The sequence below is a fragment of the Streptomyces sp. NPDC048191 genome, assembly GCF_040652655.1.
GTDB lineage: Bacteria > Actinomycetota > Actinomycetes > Streptomycetales > Streptomycetaceae > Streptomyces.
The window spans coordinates 46,879-62,901 of sequence record NZ_JBEZMO010000035.1 but is presented as its reverse complement, the minus strand read 5'-3'; the positions used below and the strand labels follow the sequence as shown (position 1 = coordinate 62,901).

Here is a 16,023-nt window from a genome sequence, read left to right as displayed (position 1 = left end):
CCCTGACGAGGGGTGCGCCGCACGCGCGGTGGGGGGCGGCGCCTAGCTCAGGGTGAAGTCGTCGGCGTAGACGTCACCCTGGCCGTACCACCCGTGGACGTAGACGGTGACGGTACCGCTGCTGCCGGTGGTGAAGTCGACCGTCAGCTGGTTCCAGCTCGTGCCGTTCGACCACGTGCCGGCGGTGGCGCCTCCCGTGACCCCGATGTACGCGTAGGGGCCCTGGACCCAACCGGTGAGCCGGTAGCTGTGGTTGGGGGAGAGGGTGACGGTCTGGTCGCACTCACCGGTGGCGCTGGAGCTCGGGGTGACCTGGAGGGCGTGGCTGCCGGAGTGGACCGGCCCGGCGACCACCGCGCTCCCCCCGGTACACGACCAGGGGCTCGAACCGCCGCTCTCGAAACCGGCGTTCGTGAGCGAGCCCCCTCCGCCTCCGCCGCCACTGGAGGTGACGGTGAGCGTGTAGGTCGCACTGTGGCTGCCGCCGGCGGCCGTGCCGGTCACGGTGATCGGGTAGCTGCCCGCGGCCACGGACGAGCCGACCGTGACCTTCAGCGTCGAGCTGCCGCCGGACGTCACGGAAGCGGGGCTGAACGAGACACTGACACCGGAGGGAGCGCCGGAGGCGGAGAGGCCGACGGATTCGGCGCTGCCGGAGGTGACGGCCGTCGAGACGGTCGCGGTCGCGGAACCGCCCTGGGCGACCGAGGCCGAGCCCGGCGACAGGGCGAGGGAGAAGTCCGTGGTCGTGCCCCCGCCACCGCCGCCGGAGCCCTCGTACGGCACGAACGCGTCCGTGAAGGCGAGGCTGTTCTGGCCGATCTCGCTGCACGTGGGCAGCGAGTTGGCGCTGCCGCTGCACGGCTGGTCCCGGTTGGCCGACCAGAACGACAGCCGCCCGACGCCGTTCTGCTCGGCGAAGCTCTCCACCGTCTGAGCGTCCGCCAGGGTGAAGGTGGAGCCGTCGTCGTTCTTGCCGATCATCGGGGTGATCCCGAGGTTGGCGTAGGTGTAACCGGAGTCGACGGACTGCATCTGCGCCAGCGTGGCCTTGGCGGCGGAGACCGCGCCCTGGCCCATCTCGGTGCCCGTGCCGGCGTAGTAGTCCATGGCCATGATGTTGACCACGTCGATCCTGATGCCCGCGTTCTTGGCGGCCTTGAGGATGTTGACACCGTCGTTGGTCAGACCGCTGGTGAGCACCGGCAGGGTCATGGAGAACCGCAGGCCGGGGTCGGACGCCTTGAGGTCCTTCATCGCCTGCATCTGACGGGCGGCTGCCGCGGTGTCCGCGACGGCCGCGCCCTCGACGTCGAAGTCGAGCTGGGTGACTCCGTAGTCGTTGACGATGGCCTGGTAGCCGGCGTCGATGCTGCTCTGGGTGGAGCACGTCCAGGCCAGCGGCTCACCGCTCGCCCCGCCGGAGGAGATGATGACGGAGGCGCCCTCGGACTTCGCCCTGGCGATCTCGGGGTCGGTGTAGGAGTCGTTGCCGATGGGGAGGGTGTCGCCCCAGATCTGGTTGCAGCCCTCGCCGAGCACGAACGCCGCGGTGTAGGCCCTGAGACGGTGCCCGGTGATGGCGGTGTCGAGCAGACCTTCCTGGCTGTTCGACATGTCGACATAGGGAGCCACGGAGTAGACGCTGCTCGCCGCCGCGTTGCCGGCGGGTGCCAGGGCCACGAGGGCGCCGGTGGCCGCGAGCGCCAGCGCGCATGCGGACGCGGCAGATCTTGCCAGGTGCATGACAATGCCCCTTTCGGGGATGCCCCTAGGGCGTGGAGTGGTGGGGTGTCGCGCCGGGCCGACGTTGGTACATACCAAACAGCTCGCGGCTCGCCCCGTCAAGAGGACTAGACCAACTCGTGCATCCGGATTGCCGACGCCTGTTCGACGAACGGCACCCGTACTGCGGACCAGGTCAACCAGAGGGCGCTGTCAGCGAGTTGTCCATGTGGGCCTGACGCGCGGGGCTCTCGGCGTCGGGCAGCCGGGGCGGTGCAGGCGCCGCTCGCTCGTCATGGCGGCGGCGCCCGGCCGGGTGCTGCGGGGGCTTGCGGGGTGCGGCCCTACGGCAGCCCAGGACCACCGTTCGTGGTATGTCCGAGGGCGGTATTAGGCTGGGTGATCGTGCAACCGGCGCTTCCGTGACGGCGTCGGTCTCGAGCTTCAGGGAGTGACCGATGACCGTGGGAACCGAGCGGGCCGTCCTGGCAGGCGGTTGTTTCTGGGGCATGCAGGACTTGGTCCGCAAGCAGCCGGGCGTGGTGTCCACGCGCGTCGGCTACAGCGGTGGTGACACGCCGAACGCCACCTACCGCGATCACGGCGACCACGCCGAGGCGATCGAGATCCTCTTCGACCCCACGGTCACGAGCTACCGCGACATCCTGGAGTTCTTCTTCCAGATCCACGACCCGACCACCCGGGACCGCCAGGGCAACGACATCGGGCGCAGCTACCGCTCCGCGATCTTCTACGGCGACGAGGAGCAGCACCGCGTCGCCGTGGACACGATCGCGGACGTCGAGGCGAGCGGACTGTGGCCGGGGAAGGTGGTCACGGAGGTGGAGCCCGTGGGTGACTTCTGGGAGGCCGAGCCCGAGCACCAGGACTACCTGGAGCGCTACCCCAACGGCTACACCTGCCACTTCCCGAGGCCGAACTGGAAGCTGCCGCGGCGGGAAGCGTCCACGACGGACTGAGCCCCGCGGCGGCACCGGCCGAGGGCGAGTGCGGCAAGGGCGTCGGCCAGGCCGAGTGCCCGCGTCACCTGTCTCCGCCCCACCGGGGGGAGAGCGATCCGACCAGCGCGGGACGCGACCGGTGGGGTGGGCCGCGAGTGCGGGTGCCCGGGGCCGGACACACCGGTGCGGGACCGGGGCTGCGGCGGTCGTGCCCCTGCTGCCGTACGCCGTACCGGACTCGCTGCTCGGGCTGTCGGACGGTGCGCCACGCCACCACGACGACGGCGGCACGGCCGTGCCGGGCCGGGAGGCCACGCTGATCCGGACCGGCTTCGTGGGCATGGGACTCGTACCACAGGGTGCGGTCCGGGTGGCCCCTGCGGCGACGCGACGAGCGCCCACAGCCCCCACACACCGGTCAACGGACGTTCGCCTGCGCCCCGTTGCCCCGATGCGCGACACCGTTCGTACCGCCGAGCTCCGGCGAACGTCCGGCCGGCGCCTTCGGAGAGGGGCGGGGAGGGGCGGGGAGGGCGATCGCCAGACACCCCGCCCGTACGTCCCCCCGGGAAACCCGGCCATCGCGGGCCGTACCGCGCATCGCCGCCGTCGCGGCGGGTGCGCCCGTGCCGCCGGCGCTCCTCCGAACCGGCGGAGCCGCCACCGCACCCGGGGTGCCCGACGCCACGCCTTCCGGGCGCCGGCACGGCGGACGGGCCCGGTGAGCGTTCAGCGCGCGCTCGGAGGAAAGCCGTGCCGGGCGACTTCAGGACGGCAGATGCCGCTCATCGGGAGCCGGTGGCAGCGCCAGGTGGGCCAGGTCGCCGGGCCGGGGTGTGGTGATCGGCCACAGCGGAGCGGCCGGCCCGTCGGCGAGCGCGGCCGGCGCGTCGGTGAGGTTCATGCGCTCGCGCAGCCGGCCGTAGAAGTCCATCGGGCCCAGCCGGACCGCCTTCAGCCGGCGTGGCGCGGCGTACACGCCGATCCAGTCACCGGGGCTCAGCACACCGCGCAGCTGGCCGTCGATGCTGACGGCGGCCTGGCCCGAGCGCTCCAGGATCCGCAGCGCGACGGGTTCGTCGGGAGCGGCCACGACCGAGCGGTTGAACACCATGTGCGGCGCGACCGGCGTGAAGACCAGGGCCTCCGCGCGCGGCGAGACGACCGGGCCGCCGGCGGCGAAGCTGTACGCGGTGGATCCGGTGGGCGTGGCCACCAGCAGCGCGTCGGCGGAGTAGCTGGCCAGCAGCCGCCCGGCCAGATAGACGGCGACCGACACCTGCCGGTCCCTGGCGAGCTTCTCCACGACCACGTCGTTGAGCGCGGTGACGTTGAGGGCGACGCCCCAGTCGTCACCGATCTCGCACTCCCCCCGCACCTGGGGCGGCGGCAGCATCGGCCCGCGGCCGTACTGCAGCAGCGCCTCCATCTGGGCGGGCACCTCCAGCCGGCACGACGCCCGCATGGTGAGCAGCATCCGGCTCTCCGTGGTGATCCGCCCGTCCCGGACGGCGTCCAGCGCCGCACGCACCGCCGGGGCCGGAACCTCGGTGAGGAAGCCGACGCGGCCGAGGTCGACGCCGAGCACCAGGGCGTCGTTCTCGGCTGCCAGCCGGGCGCCGCGCAGGAAGGTGCCGTCGCCGCCGAGGGTGACGATGAGGTCCGGGTCGCCCGCCGCGTCGACCTCCTCCCGGGCGCTGTGCCGCGCCCCCTGCTGCCACACGTCGATGTCCGCGCATCCCACGCCGTGCTCCGCGCACCACTCGCGCACCACCTGCGCGGCGGCCACGGCCTCGGCGTGTCCGCCGTGCACCACCAGGCCGATACGGTTCACCGTCATGTCCGCCTCCCAGCCGGCTGTTCCCGTGGGCCATACTCGCCGCGGACCGCTGCGGCCCGGCACCCGCCACGCCGCCGGTCCGCTCCCCGGGCAGGCGCGCACGGGACTCCCTCGGCGTGTCGGTGCGCCACCACCTGCTCGGCCCGGCCGCCCTCGGCTACCTCGGAACGGTCGCCGTGCCGGCCGAGATCGCCGTCGGCACGCTGGGGTGGCGCCCGAGGCCGGTCAGCCGTACGGTCCGCCGGTGTCCGCCGGGCCGGGCCCCGGCGTGTGGCCGAAGGCCCGCCGGAAGACGTCGATGAACGCGCTGGCCGAGGCCCATCCGCACCGGTGTGCCACCGCGGTCACCGGCGTCCGCTCGGCCAGCAGGACCAGGGCGTGGTGGAGCCGCAACTGGGTGCGCCACTGCGGAAACGTCATGCCGAGGTCGCGGCGGAACAGCCGGGACAGGGTACGGTCGCTCGCCCCGACCTCGCGGCCCAGCTCGGCCAGGGTGCGGCCGTCGGAGGGGTCGGCCCGCAGGATGTCGCACAGCGCGCGCAGCACGGGCGCGGAGGGCGTGGGCAGGTGCAGGGGCTGCTGCGGCGAGGCCCTCAGCCGGTCGAGCAACACCGCGCGCAGCCGGGCCCGTTCGGGACTTCCGTCGTCGGGTGTGCCGGTGTGGGCGATGATCAGCTCACGCAGCAGGGGGGACACGGCGAGCACCGTGGGGGAGTCCAGGGCCAGCGGGTTGTCGGACGCCGGCAGCCCCACCAGGTGCAGTTCCAGTTCGCCGTGCGCCTCATGGGCGTGGACGGTGCCGGCCGGCACCCAGATGGCGCGGCTGGCGGGCGCGACCCAGGAACCCGCGTCGGTGGTGACGGCCACGACGCCCCGGCCCGCGTAGACGATCTGGTGGTCGTCGTGCCGGTGGGCGCCGATCGCCGCACGGGGCGCCAGCCGGCGGGTGCGCGTCGGGGCGGTGGGCAGGTGGCGGATTTCCGTCATCACCTGGCAGATTATCGGAAGTGCGACACCCGGGCAGGGCCGGAGCATGGCCGGGTGCGAAGGAACACATCGATCACGCTGCTGTCCGTCGGCCACGCCTGCGTGGACGTCTACCAGGGCGCCGTCGCGGCCCTCATCCCCTTCCTTGTCGACCGGCGCGGCTACGGCTACGCCGCCGCCTCGGGCGTCGTACTGGCCGCCTCCCTGCTGTCATCGGTGGCGCAACCGTTCTTCGGCGCCCTCACCGACCGCCGCGCGGTTCCCTGGCTGCTCCCGGCCAGTACGCTCCTGGCCGGCGTCGGCATCGCGCTGAGCGGGCTCGGCGGCGCCTATGCGCTCACCCTGGGGTGCGTGGCGCTGTCGGGGCTCGGCGTGGCCGCCTACCACCCCGAGTCGGCCCGGGTCGCCCGGCGGGCGGCGGCGGGCGCGCACAGCGCCATGGCCTGGTTCTCGCTCGGCGGCAACGCGGGATTCGCCCTGGCCCCGCTCCTGGTGGCGGCCGTCGTGGGCACGGGCGGACTGCACCGGACGCCGTTGCTGGTGCTGCCGGCACTGGCCGGCACCGCGCTGTGCCTGGTCGTCCTGCGCGCGGCGCACGCACGGCCGTCCATGCCGGGCGGTACGGCACCGGCGGGCGGGAGCGACGACACGGCGTCGTTCGTGAGGCTGGCCCTGGCCGTGGTGTGCCGCTCGGTGGTGTTCATCGGACTGAGCACCTTCCTGCCGCTGTACGTCCGCCAGCGTCTGGGCGGGAGCGCGGTCGCCGGCACCGTCGCGCTGTTCGTGCTCTACCTCGGTGGCGCGGTCGGCTCCGTACTGGGCGGCGCGCTGGCCGAGCGATGGGACAGGGTCACGGTGTGCCGTTGGTCCTGTCTGGTCTCGGTCGCGGCGGTCGCGGGCGTGCTCCTCGTCCCCGGCCCCGCCCTGTACGGATGCACGGCACTCACCTCCGTCGGTCTGTACGTGCCGTTCTCCCTCCAGGTCACGCTCGGCCAGGACTACCTGCCCTCCCGGGTCGGCACGGCCGGCGGGATCACCCTCGGTCTGGCCGTCAGCGTCGGCGGTGTGGCCAGCCCGCTCATCGGCCGGATCGCCGACGCCACCTCCCTGCGGACCGCCCTCACCCCGCTCGTCCTCATGCCGGCGCTGAGCTGGCTGCTGCTGCGCACCCTGCCCGAACCGGCGCCCCCGAAGCTGTCGGCCGGCGCGCCCACGACGCCGGTCACGGGCCGGAGGAGGGCACAGTCGTGGCCGAGCACGACACGCCGGAGGACCACCCGCTGACCCGCCGTCACCCGGCCGCGTGCGACGGCCGGGGCGGGCACCCCCGGCCGCCGCACAGCGATGATCGGTCACTCGTTCCGGAAGACGGCCTTGCTCACCTCGGCGGGGTTCTGGAACTCCTTCTTCCCGAGGTGGGAGATCCGGTCGGTGATCTCCTTGGACGCATGGTTGTCCTCGGCGACCTTCTTCAGTTGCTCCCGGTCGGCCGGATAGTCCGCGCCGGACAGGGCTTTCTGCAGATCGGTGGGGCTGACACCCGCCATGGCTCCTCCAGGCGGTGAGACGGTGATCGGTCGGTACGCCGGCGCCGCATGCTGCGCCGGACTGGTCAGGTACCCATCGGCCGGCCGCGGATTCATGCGTTCTCGCCGGTCATGGGTCGTGTGACGGACGGGTACTCGGTTGCCTCGGAACGGCCACGGACGCGCCCGGGAGGCCCCATGAGCCAGGACACCCCCTCGCAGGCGGAGGGCGAGCGGGAGACGGACACCGCGCAGGCGGAGCAGCCGCCCCGTACGACTCCGTCCCAGGCGGAGGGCGAGGACAGCGCAGACGAGAGCGCCGAGGAAGGTGACGAGTGAGGAGGCGCCATGAGCACCGCACACACCAGTGTCCCCGAGGTGATGGCCGCGCTGAAGGACGTGTCGTACCCGGCCGACAAGGAACGCCTGGTCGCGGCCGCGCGCGCGTCGGGCGCGTCGGGCGAGGTCGTCGAGGCCCTGCGGGGCATTCCCGCCGAGCGGTACACAGGCCGCGACGACGTGGCGAGGTCGGTACGGATGGATCCGGACTCGGACCTCGACCGCACCGCCGCACAGCGTGCGGAACAGGCCCGCAAGCGCGGCAAGCCCGGACTCTCCCAGCATCTGCGGGAGGAGCCGAGGACACCGATCCAGGAGGAGTTCGACCGCTGAACCGCCGGTTGCGGCCGGGTAGTTGGGTGGGTGCCCGGCCCTTGACGGTGTCGGACGTCGTCACTAGCGTGGGCGACGGTAGACAGGTCTGGACAGGTAGGGCAGGTGGCTCGGCGATGACGCAACCGCGGGACCCGCTCGGCATCACCGACGGCAGATCCTCCGGCCGCCCGACGCAGGTGGAGACGCACGGGCTCGACGTGATCGGGGACGCGGAGCGCAAGGGCAGCCCGCGCACCCTGTTCTGGCCCTGGTTCGGGGCGAACGTGTCCGTCCTCGGCCTGAGCTACGGCGCCTTCGCGTTCGGCTTCGGCATCTCCTTCTGGCAGGCCCTCGTGGCCGGCCTGCTCGGCATCGTCGCCTCCTTCCTGCTGTGCGGTTTCATCGCGGTCGCCGGAAAGCGCGGCTCGGCGCCCACGATGGTGCTCAGCCGGGCCGCGTACGGCGTACGTGGCAACAAGCTGCCGTCCGTGATCTCGTGGATGCTCACCGTCGGCTGGGAGACCGTCCTCACGGCGCTCGCGACGATGGCCACGGCGACCGTCTTCGACCGCCTCGGCTGGGGCGGCGGTACCGAGACCAAGGTGGTCGCCCTCATCGTCGTGGCCGTGCTGACCGTCGTCGGCGGAGTCATGGGCTTCGACCTGATCATGCGGTTGCAGACCGCCATCACCGTGATCACAGGCGTCCTCACACTCGTCTACGTCGCCCTGGTCGCCGACCACATCCACTGGGGCACGGTCAGCGCGCTACCGTCCGGTTCCGCGCAGGAGTTCATCGGCGCCCTGGTGTTCATGATGACCGGTTTCGGCCTCGGCTGGGTCAACGCCGCCGCCGACTACTCCCGCTACCTGCCCCGGAGTTCGTCCAGCCGCGGCGTCATCGGCTGGACCACCTTCGGCGCCTCGGTCGCCCCGCTGCTCCTGCTGGTCTTCGGCCTGCTGCTCGCCGGTTCCTCCCAGAAGCTGAGCACGGCCATCGCGGCCGACCCGATCGGCGCGCTCACCACGATCCTGCCCACCTGGTTCCTCGTGCCGTTCGCCGTGGTCGCCGTCCTCGGCCTGGTCGGCGGCGCCGTTCTCGACATCTACTCCTCCGGCCTCGCCCTGCTCTCCGCCGGCCTGCCGGTGCCCCGCTACCTGGCCGCGTTCCTCGACGGCGTCCTGATGATCGCCGGCTCGGTCTACATCGTGTTCTTCGCCGATGACTTCCTCGGCCAGTTCATGGGCTTCCTCACCACGCTCGGCGTCCCCATCGCCGCCTGGTGCGGCATCGTGCTCGCCGACCTCACCCTGCGCCGACGCGACTACGACGACGCCGACCTCTACCGACGGCACGGCCGCTACGGCGACATCCCGCTGCCGCCCCTGCTCCTCACCCTCGGTGCCACGGCCGTCGGCTGGGGCCTGGTCACCAACAGCGCGGCGAGCTGGCTCACCTGGCAGGGCTACCTGCTCGGCCCGCTGGGCCTCGGCGGCAGGTCCGGCGCCTGGGCCTACGCCAACCTCGGCGTCCTGGTGGCGCTGGCCCTCGCCTTCCTCGGCACCCTGCTGCCGGGCCGGGGCCGGGTGCGCGCCCAGGAGGCGCAGGCGCCGAGCCCGGCGACCGACGAGGGGGTGCTGAGCCCATGACCGCCGGGCATCTCGCCGTCATCGACATGCAGCGGGTCTTCGCCGACCCGGCGAGCCCGTGGGCCACCCCGCGGTACGCCGACGCGGCGGCGGGTGTCCGCAGCCTGCTGCCGGCCTTCGGCGACCGCGTCACCTTCACCCGCTTCCTGGCCCCCGCGAAACCGGCCGGGGCCTGGCGCGCCTACTACGACCAGTGGCCCTTCGCGCTCCAGCCCCCGGACGCGGGACTCTGGCACCTGTCCGAGGAGTTCGCCGGCCTGGCCGGGCACGTCGTGGACGCCCCCACCTTCGGCAAGTGGATCCCGGAACTCGCCGCCCGCGTCGGCCCGGACGACCGCCTGGTCCTGGCCGGTGTCAGCACCGACTGCTGCGTGCTCTCCACCGCCCTGGCCGCCGCCGACGCGGGCACCGAGGTGCTGGTGGTCGCGGACGCGTGCGCGGGCGCCGACGACGACTCCCACCTCAAGGCCCTGCAGATCATGGAGCTGTACCGGCCGCTGGTCCGGGTGACGAACGTCGACGATCTGCTCGCGGAGCCCGGGCCGTGACCGGAGTCCCGCTCAAGCACGAGCGGATCAGCCGGATCCTGGCCCGGGAGATCCAGGCCGGCACCCGACGGGCCGGCGAGCGGCTGCCGGGCGAACACGCCCTCGCCGAGCGGTTCGGCGTCAGCCGTACGACCGTCCGCGCCGCCCTCGCGGAACTGACCGAGCAGGGCCTGATCACCACCCGCACCGGCAAGGGCTCCTACGTCCTCTTCGACGACCGCCCGCCGGACGAGCGGCTCGGCTGGGCCCGCGCCCTGGCCGTGCGGGAGGTGGACACCACCGTGCGGACCCTCGCCGTACGCGAGGCGCACGACGGCGCGCTGGCCGCGGAACTCGGCCTGGAGGACGACGTGTTCGTGCGGGTGGAGCGGACCCGGGAGCTGGTCCCGGACGGCACCGTGGTGTCGTACGAGCGCAGCTCACTGCCACCCCTGCCCCTGCTCCGCGAGCTGTTCGCCCAGGGCCTGGGCCCGCGGTCGCCCGCCGAGCTGCTGCTGCGCGCCGGGCTGCGGCCCGACCACGGGGAGCAGCGGGTCGGCGGGCGGCCGGTCGACGCCCGGGAGGCGGAGCTGCTGCGGTGCACGCCGGGGGACTGGTTCCTCGAGACCCGCCGGACCAGCCGGGCGGCCGACGGCTCCTTGGTCGAACACGTCGTCACCCTGCTCGCCCCCGACCACTTCCAGCTCGCGCTCACCTGCGGCCACTGACCACCCGGCGGGCCCGCGCCACCGACGCGTGAACCGAACTGGGCCTACCGCCCACCGGGTTGGCAAGGGAGCTGGCCCGGCGGGCCCGACGGAGCTCGCCCGAAGGCACGACACGCGCGCCCGCGGCCCCGTAGAGGGGGCCAGGACCGCGGTCCGCGGATCCAGGGCCGCATCGGCATGCGCCCACGTCAGGCTCCACCCGGGACCGGCTGGGGGCCGATTTCCACCGTCCGGCCACCACCGGGGCCCGCTGCGACCGGTAATCCCGCCGATCCTCACGCATGCCCCGCGGCCCACCGGGTACGCGAGGCGCGAGCACGCCCGGGCGCGAACCAGGCCCGGGAGGCCCGTACGACCGCCGCTACCTGGGGATCTGCCATGGAGACACCCGCACACAACGACCTGCCGACGCCGGCCCAGCAGGCGCTGGACACGCTGGCCGCGAATGCCGAGGACCAGGCCGCGCTGGACGTCCTCGCTCACAGTGACGTGCTCGTCCCGGTGCCGGACGACGCGGTCGACGGAGAGGGAGCCGATGCCACGAGTGTGGCCCTGCCCGTACTCGAACAGCCCGGAGGCGACCCGGTGGTCCCCGTGTTCACCACGGAGGGCGAGATGGTCGACCTGCTGCCGTTCGTCTCCCGCTACCGCCTCATCCCGCTCGGCGCGCTGGCCTCCCAGTGGCCCGACGAGGACCTCTCCCTGGCCATAGACGGCAACTCCACGCACGCCCTGACGCTCACCTCACAGGGGGTGCGCACGCTGCTGGCCCGTTAGCGAGCGGGCGGGACCAGCGATCATCCGCCCCGTGGGCGCGAAAATGGGTCCATGGAATACATCGCCGGCGTGGCCGGGGCCGTGGTCCTGGTGCTGGTCCTGAGCAGCATCATCCGCACCCTCGTGGTACCCAGGGGCCTCTACTCCGTGCTGGTGTTCCGCCTGTGGTGGACCTTGCGCGGACTCCTGCGCCTCACCGCCGTCCGTGGCGGTTACCACGCGATCGACCGCTCCCAGACCTGGCTGGCCCCGCTCATGCTCATCGGCATGCTGGCCAGCTGGCTGGCCGGAGCGCTGCTGGGCTTCGGCCTCCTGCTGTACTCGCTGTCCCCGCTGTCCTGGGCCACCGCGTTCCGGGAAGCGGGGTCCAGTCTGTTCACGCTCGGTTTCGCCAGCGGAGCCCGGCTGAAACTGTCGGTGCTCGACTTCATCGCAGCGGCCACCGGGCCCGTCCTGATCGCCCTGCAGATCGCCTACCTGCCCACCCTGTACGCCGCCTACAACCGACGTGAACTCGAGGTCACCCTGCTCCAGGCACGAGCCGGCGAGCCCGCCTGGGGACCGGAGATCCTCGCCCGGCAGTGGCTGGTCGACACCGAGACCGCGCTCCCGGCGCTGTACCGCGCCTGGGAACGCCTCGCCTCGGACATGGGCGAGAGCCACTCCACGTACCCCGTCCTGCTGACCTTCCGTTCCCCGCGCCCGCACCGCAGCTGGCTGGTCGGGCTCATCGCCGTGATGGACGCGGCGGCGATGCAGCTGGCCCTGGACCCGCGGCTCGCCCCGCCGGAGGCCCGGCTGGTGCTGCGGGCCGGCTTCACCGCCCTGCGTGACATCGCCCGCGCGCTGCGCATGCCCTTCGACGCCGACCCGTCGCCGGACGCCTCGATCCGGCTGCCCTTCGCCGAGTTCGACGCGGCCGTGGCCATGCTGGAGTCGGCCGGGTTCCGCGCCGAGCGCCCACCCGAGGACGCCTGGCCGCACTTCCAGGGCTGGCGGGTCAACTACGAGGCGATCGCCTACGAGCTGTGCCGCCGCTGCGACGCCGTACCCGCGCTGTGGACCGGTCCACGTGACTTCCCCGGCGGCCCGATCCCGCCCGACCGCCCGGAGGACCGCCGGCCCCGCGAAGGACGGCCGGAACTGCCCCCCGCCACCGGATAGGCACCGGCCCGGGGCGGGAAGATCCCAGCGGAGACAGGTCCGCACGTGTAGAAGGAGCCGATCGTCGTGAGGGTCGTCCTGCTGGGCACCGCCGCCGGGGGCGGCTTCCCGCAGTGGAACTGCGCCTGCTCACTGTGCACGGCCGCCCGGGACGGCAAGCTGCCCTCCCGCACCCAGGAGTGCGCCGCCGTCACCGGCAACGGCCGCGACTGGTGGCTGCTGAACGCCTCCCCGGACCTGCGCACCCAGCTCACCGCCACACCGGCGCTGTGGCCGGGCCCCGGCCGCCGGGAGACCCCGCTGCGCGGCGTCCTGCTCACCGACGCCGAGGCCGACCACGTCAGCGGCCTCGCCGGACTGCGCGGAGCGGCGGGCCTGAAGGTCTACGCCGCCCCGCCGGTCCGCGCCGTGCTGGCCCCCGCCCGCGCCGCCCTGGACCGCTACGCCCGCTGGGAGTGGGCGGACAGCCTGGCCGAGGGCGGCTTCGTGCTGGCCGGGGGGCTGGTGGTCACGGCCCATCCGGTGGGCGCGAAGATCCCGAAGTACGTACCGGCGCAAGCGCCGGAGGCGGGCGCGCCGTGGGTGACGGCGTACCGCGTCGAGTCCCTGGCCAGCGGGGGAGTCCTGGTGTACGCGCCCTGTGTGGGCGCCTGGGGCCCGGAGCTGGAGGAGCTGTGCGCCGAGGCCGACTGCGTCCTGCTGGACGGCACCTTCTTCGCGGCCGACGAGGCGGGTGCGACGGTGCGGTCCGGCGCCGGGCAGGCCGCCACGGGCCACCTGCCGGTCACCGGGCCGGACGGCACCCTCGCGGCGCTGTCCCGTCATCCCGGCGCACGCCGGATCTACACCCACCTCAACAGCACCAACCCGCTGCTCGACCCGGCGTCACCGGCACGCGCGCGTGTCGCCGAGAAGGGCGTCGAGGTCCTGCCCGACGGGGCCGAGCTGGTGCTCTAGAAGTCCTGCTCGCTGAGCATGCGCGCCAGCGCGGCGCGCTGCAGCGGCAGCACCTCGGCATGCAGCGCGCGGCCCTTGGAGGTGAGGGCCACCCACACCCCGCGCCGGTCCTCCGCGCACACCGAGCGCTCGACCAGCCCGTCCTTCTCCAGCCGGCCGATCAGCCGGGACAGCGCGCTCTGGCTGAGGTGGACACGGCCGACCAGGTTCTGCACCCGGCACTGTTCGCCCTGCGCGGGCGACTCGGTCGCCAGGATGTCCAGCACCTCGAAGTCGCTGGCGCCCAGCCCGTGCGGGTGCAGGGCCCGGTCGATCTCGCACATCGTGTGCGCGTGCACGGCGAGGATGTCCCGCCACCGTTCCTCGAGCCGGGCGTCGGCCGTCTTGACTGCCATACCCGCACGGTAGCACCGATCCGGCCAATTGTTGAGGGTGCAACTAGTGCGTGTGCAAGTGGCTGCAACCCGCTGATCAGGCCGCCGGGTCCTGGAGGAGGCCGATGAGGTTGCCGTCGGCGTCCTTCACGGAGGCGATGAGCCGGCCGTTGCCGACGTCCCGCACGTCCTGGAGCACCTCCGCGCCCGCCGCCAGCAGGGCCGCGAGACGCTCCCGGAGGTCGGTGACGTGCCAGAACGGCACCGGCCCGGTCATGCCCTGGGCGTGACCGTTCGGGTCGAGGCCGACGTCCTGACCCTCGGCCTTGAAACCGACGTAGTAGGGCTCGTCCGCGTACGGCTCGACCCCCAGCAGGACGGTGAACAGGGCCTTGGCGCGGTCCTTGTCCTTGACGGGGTAGATGATCGTCTGCAGACCGGCGGTCATGGGTATCTCCTTCTGAGCTGCGTGGCCCGGCGGGTTGTTTTCCGCCGGTGCACATCACGCTAGGGCCGCAGAGCCCGCCCGGGCTTCTCCGATCCTGACGTGTTGCCCGGCCGTGCCGCCATCGGCGGTGACACCACGACCTGGTCCGGGAGACGGGGACCGGTGAGACGGGGAGGACAGTCCGTTCCGCTGCCCAGACGCGCCCGCCGTGAGCCCAGACGCGCCCGCCGTGAGCACGGACGCGCCCGCCGTGGGGGCCGGCCCTCGCCGCGGGGACCGGTACGCCTCCGGCGGGGACCGGTACGCCTCTGCCCGGGGACCGACGCACTCGCCGTGAGGCCCGGCTCCCCCTCCGTGCGGCCCGGCTACCCCTTCGTGAGGCCCGGCTCCCCCGGTGAGGCCCGGCCACGGCCGCGAGGACCGGATCCGAGTACCGGCCCCGCCGTGAGGGCGCCCTTCCCGCCGTGCCGTCCGGGCCGGTCCGTGCGGCGGTCAGGTCGACTCGCGGCGCACCAGCTCGGTCGGCAGGATCACCGCAGCGGGGTCCTCGCCGCCGATCTGGGCGAGCAGCACCCGCACCATCTCGTTGCTGATCCGGTCCCACGGCTGCCGGATCGTGGTGAGCGCCGGGGTGGCTGCCGTCGCCGCGGGGGAGTCGTCGAAGCCGCCGACAGCGATGTCGTCGAGGACCCCTTCCCGGCCGCCCGGTGCAGCGCCGCCAGCACGCCCTGCGCCATCAGGTCGGAGGCGACGAACACCGCGTCCACGTCTGGGGCCCGCGCCGCCAGCCGCTCCGCGCCCGCCTCACCTCTCGCCCGGCTGTAGTCCCCGGAGACGACCCGGCCGACGCCACGTTCGGCAACGGCTGGGAGAGCCAGGCCCTGTTCGGATACGACGACTAGGCGCTCACCTCGATGACGCGGTTCAGCCACCGCTGAGCCACCGGTGCCGGGCCCGGCCGTAAGGGGCGGCCGGGCCTTCGCTGAATTTCCGGGGTCATGTGCACCACCCTCGGTCGCACGGCCGTTCGGTACCGGACAACGACCAACGAGTGCCGGACGGGACGGAGTTGGCCGGTCCACAGTGGGAACACTGCGTACGAGGAGGCCGGGGACGGAGGCGGACGGATGATGGGAACCCCCTCGGGCCGGATGCGGCGGACGATCCTGGAATGGCTCAAGGAGCCCACGGATCATTTCCCGGTGGGCAGAAGCCGCGACCTGGGCGAGACGGGAGTCACCGCACGGGCCGTCGCCGCCAAGCTGGGAGTGCCCCGCCGGACCGCCGTCGCCCACCTGGACTTCCTCACCCGGCTCGGCGTACTGCGTACCCGTCGCATCCGCTGCCGCACCTACTACAGCCGCGACGAGATCCGCATCGCCGAGGTGGCCCGGGTGTTCGAGAAGGGCTGGTGACGGACGCCCGTGGCTGCTTCGGCCGGACCACGGGGGAGCCGGTCGCCGACAGGCGGCTCGCCCGTCGCTGCGAACGCCCGCCGACGGGGCCCGCTGCCGACGCCCGAAGGGGCACGCAGGGCCTACCGATCGTGCCCGACGCCGACGCGCGAAGGGGCGCGCCGGGCCCACCGATCGTGCCCGCCGCCGACATGGCGGGCCGTCCGAGTGGGGCACCGGGCCCACCGACCGCGCAGGCCACCGCCACGTCCAGCCGTCCGTGGGTCCGCCGATCGTGCCGGCCACTGAGG

Annotated in this window: 17 protein-coding genes and 1 pseudogene; 11 read left to right on the top strand and 7 right to left on the bottom strand. The window is 73.3% G+C overall.

Going from position 1 to position 16,023, the window contains the following annotated elements; genetic code table 11:
* Positions 1-42: 42 nt before the first annotated feature.
* On the bottom strand, positions 43-1,746 hold the full coding sequence (locus AB0D93_RS35955; RefSeq protein WP_362129041.1) for a carbohydrate binding domain-containing protein: 1,704 nt from the start codon (positions 1,744-1,746) through the stop codon (positions 43-45).
* A gap of 437 nt (positions 1,747-2,183) precedes the next feature.
* On the opposite strand from AB0D93_RS35955, the gene msrA reads away from it, so the two are divergent.
* Positions 2,184-2,705 carry a peptide-methionine (S)-S-oxide reductase MsrA gene (msrA, locus tag AB0D93_RS35950; protein ID WP_362129038.1) on the top strand — a complete coding sequence of 174 codons (522 nt, stop codon included), beginning with the start codon at positions 2,184-2,186 and terminating at the stop codon, positions 2,703-2,705.
* Positions 2,706-3,453: 748 nt separating this feature from the next.
* On the opposite strand, the gene AB0D93_RS35945 is transcribed toward msrA, so the two are convergent.
* Together AB0D93_RS35945 and AB0D93_RS35940 are read right to left on the bottom strand one after the other, a co-directional pair.
* On the bottom strand, positions 3,454-4,527 hold the full coding sequence (locus AB0D93_RS35945) for an NAD(+)/NADH kinase (protein ID WP_362129035.1): 1,074 nt from the start codon (positions 4,525-4,527) through the stop codon (positions 3,454-3,456).
* Between the two features lie 225 nt (positions 4,528-4,752).
* Entirely contained in the window at positions 4,753-5,514 is a 762-nt protein-coding gene (locus AB0D93_RS35940) for a helix-turn-helix transcriptional regulator (RefSeq protein ID WP_362129032.1), read from the bottom strand.
* A 54-nt stretch (positions 5,515-5,568) separates the two neighbouring features.
* On the opposite strand from AB0D93_RS35940, the gene AB0D93_RS35935 reads away from it, so the two are divergent.
* Positions 5,569-6,798 (top strand): MFS transporter, encoded by a 1,230-nt coding sequence (locus AB0D93_RS35935; protein WP_362129030.1) that lies wholly within the window; start codon positions 5,569-5,571, stop codon positions 6,796-6,798.
* Between the two features lie 68 nt (positions 6,799-6,866).
* Here AB0D93_RS35935 and AB0D93_RS35930 read toward each other — a convergent pair whose 3' ends face one another.
* Complete coding sequence (locus AB0D93_RS35930; protein ID WP_362129027.1) at positions 6,867-7,061, bottom strand: DUF2795 domain-containing protein; 195 nt, start codon at positions 7,059-7,061, stop codon at positions 6,867-6,869.
* Positions 7,062-7,238: 177 nt separating this feature from the next.
* Between AB0D93_RS35930 and AB0D93_RS35925 the strand changes: the two genes are divergently transcribed.
* The 8 genes from AB0D93_RS35925 to pqqB all read left to right on the top strand — a co-directional run bounded on the left by AB0D93_RS35925 (position 7,239) and on the right by pqqB (position 13,496).
* Complete coding sequence (locus AB0D93_RS35925; protein WP_362129024.1) at positions 7,239-7,379, top strand: hypothetical protein; 141 nt, start codon at positions 7,239-7,241, stop codon at positions 7,377-7,379.
* 9 nt (positions 7,380-7,388) lie between these two features.
* A complete protein-coding gene (locus AB0D93_RS35920) occupies positions 7,389-7,712 on the top strand; it encodes a DUF2795 domain-containing protein (RefSeq protein WP_362129021.1) in 324 nt (107 codons plus the stop codon).
* Between the two features lie 116 nt (positions 7,713-7,828).
* Positions 7,829-9,343 carry a cytosine permease gene (locus AB0D93_RS35915; protein ID WP_362129018.1) on the top strand — a complete coding sequence of 505 codons (1,515 nt, stop codon included), beginning with the start codon at positions 7,829-7,831 and terminating at the stop codon, positions 9,341-9,343.
* Positions 9,340-9,891 (top strand): isochorismatase family protein, encoded by a 552-nt coding sequence (locus tag AB0D93_RS35910; protein ID WP_362129015.1) that lies wholly within the window; start codon positions 9,340-9,342, stop codon positions 9,889-9,891. Before AB0D93_RS35915 ends, AB0D93_RS35910 begins: the two co-directional genes overlap by 4 nt.
* Positions 9,888-10,598, top strand: a complete 711-nt coding sequence (locus tag AB0D93_RS35905; protein ID WP_362129012.1) for a GntR family transcriptional regulator — start codon at positions 9,888-9,890, stop codon at positions 10,596-10,598. The genes AB0D93_RS35910 and AB0D93_RS35905 overlap by 4 nt, the downstream gene beginning before the upstream one ends.
* A gap of 378 nt (positions 10,599-10,976) precedes the next feature.
* Entirely contained in the window at positions 10,977-11,375 is a 399-nt protein-coding gene (locus tag AB0D93_RS35900; protein WP_362129009.1) for an SseB family protein, read from the top strand.
* Between the two features lie 51 nt (positions 11,376-11,426).
* A complete protein-coding gene (locus tag AB0D93_RS35895; protein ID WP_362129006.1) occupies positions 11,427-12,539 on the top strand; it encodes a hypothetical protein in 1,113 nt (370 codons plus the stop codon).
* 66 nt (positions 12,540-12,605) lie between these two features.
* Positions 12,606-13,496, top strand: a complete 891-nt coding sequence (gene pqqB, locus AB0D93_RS35890; RefSeq protein ID WP_362129003.1) for a pyrroloquinoline quinone biosynthesis protein PqqB — start codon at positions 12,606-12,608, stop codon at positions 13,494-13,496.
* On the opposite strand, the gene AB0D93_RS35885 is transcribed toward pqqB, so the two are convergent.
* From AB0D93_RS35885 to AB0D93_RS35875, 3 genes and pseudogenes are all read right to left on the bottom strand, one after another.
* On the bottom strand, positions 13,493-13,891 hold the full coding sequence (locus AB0D93_RS35885; protein WP_362129000.1) for a MarR family transcriptional regulator: 399 nt from the start codon (positions 13,889-13,891) through the stop codon (positions 13,493-13,495). The genes pqqB and AB0D93_RS35885 overlap by 4 nt on opposite strands.
* A gap of 76 nt (positions 13,892-13,967) precedes the next feature.
* Complete coding sequence (locus AB0D93_RS35880) at positions 13,968-14,318, bottom strand: VOC family protein (RefSeq protein ID WP_362128997.1); 351 nt, start codon at positions 14,316-14,318, stop codon at positions 13,968-13,970.
* Positions 14,319-14,810: 492 nt separating this feature from the next.
* A pseudogene (locus tag AB0D93_RS35875) lies at positions 14,811-15,157 on the bottom strand (substrate-binding domain-containing protein); the annotation flags it as partial.
* Positions 15,158-15,445: 288 nt separating this feature from the next.
* Here AB0D93_RS35875 and AB0D93_RS35870 point away from each other — a divergent pair.
* Positions 15,446-15,733, top strand: coding sequence for a helix-turn-helix transcriptional regulator (locus AB0D93_RS35870; RefSeq protein ID WP_362128994.1), 288 nt, complete (start codon positions 15,446-15,448; stop codon positions 15,731-15,733).
* Positions 15,734-16,023 lie beyond the last annotated feature (290 nt).

Bases quoted from the DNA above. Each gene is read 5' to 3' on its own strand.
- AB0D93_RS35955 (WP_362129041.1), bottom strand. From the start codon at position 1,746: ATGCACCTGGCAAGATCTGCCGCGTCCGCATGCGCGCTGGCGCTCGCG.
- msrA (WP_362129038.1), top strand. From the start codon at position 2,184: ATGACCGTGGGAACCGAGCGGGCCGTCCTGGCAGGCGGTTGTTTCTGG.
- AB0D93_RS35945 (WP_362129035.1), bottom strand. From the start codon at position 4,527: ATGACGGTGAACCGTATCGGCCTGGTGGTGCACGGCGGACACGCCGAG.
- AB0D93_RS35940 (WP_362129032.1), bottom strand. From the start codon at position 5,514: ATGACGGAAATCCGCCACCTGCCCACCGCCCCGACGCGCACCCGCCGG.
- AB0D93_RS35930 (WP_362129027.1), bottom strand. From the start codon at position 7,061: ATGGCGGGTGTCAGCCCCACCGATCTGCAGAAAGCCCTGTCCGGCGCG.
- AB0D93_RS35925 (WP_362129024.1), top strand. From the start codon at position 7,239: ATGAGCCAGGACACCCCCTCGCAGGCGGAGGGCGAGCGGGAGACGGAC.
- AB0D93_RS35920 (WP_362129021.1), top strand. From the start codon at position 7,389: ATGAGCACCGCACACACCAGTGTCCCCGAGGTGATGGCCGCGCTGAAG.
- AB0D93_RS35915 (WP_362129018.1), top strand. From the start codon at position 7,829: ATGACGCAACCGCGGGACCCGCTCGGCATCACCGACGGCAGATCCTCC.
- AB0D93_RS35910 (WP_362129015.1), top strand. From the start codon at position 9,340: ATGACCGCCGGGCATCTCGCCGTCATCGACATGCAGCGGGTCTTCGCC.
- AB0D93_RS35900 (WP_362129009.1), top strand. From the start codon at position 10,977: ATGGAGACACCCGCACACAACGACCTGCCGACGCCGGCCCAGCAGGCG.
- AB0D93_RS35895 (WP_362129006.1), top strand. From the start codon at position 11,427: ATGGAATACATCGCCGGCGTGGCCGGGGCCGTGGTCCTGGTGCTGGTC.
- AB0D93_RS35885 (WP_362129000.1), bottom strand. From the start codon at position 13,891: ATGGCAGTCAAGACGGCCGACGCCCGGCTCGAGGAACGGTGGCGGGAC.
- AB0D93_RS35880 (WP_362128997.1), bottom strand. From the start codon at position 14,318: ATGACCGCCGGTCTGCAGACGATCATCTACCCCGTCAAGGACAAGGAC.
- AB0D93_RS35870 (WP_362128994.1), top strand. From the start codon at position 15,446: ATGATGGGAACCCCCTCGGGCCGGATGCGGCGGACGATCCTGGAATGG.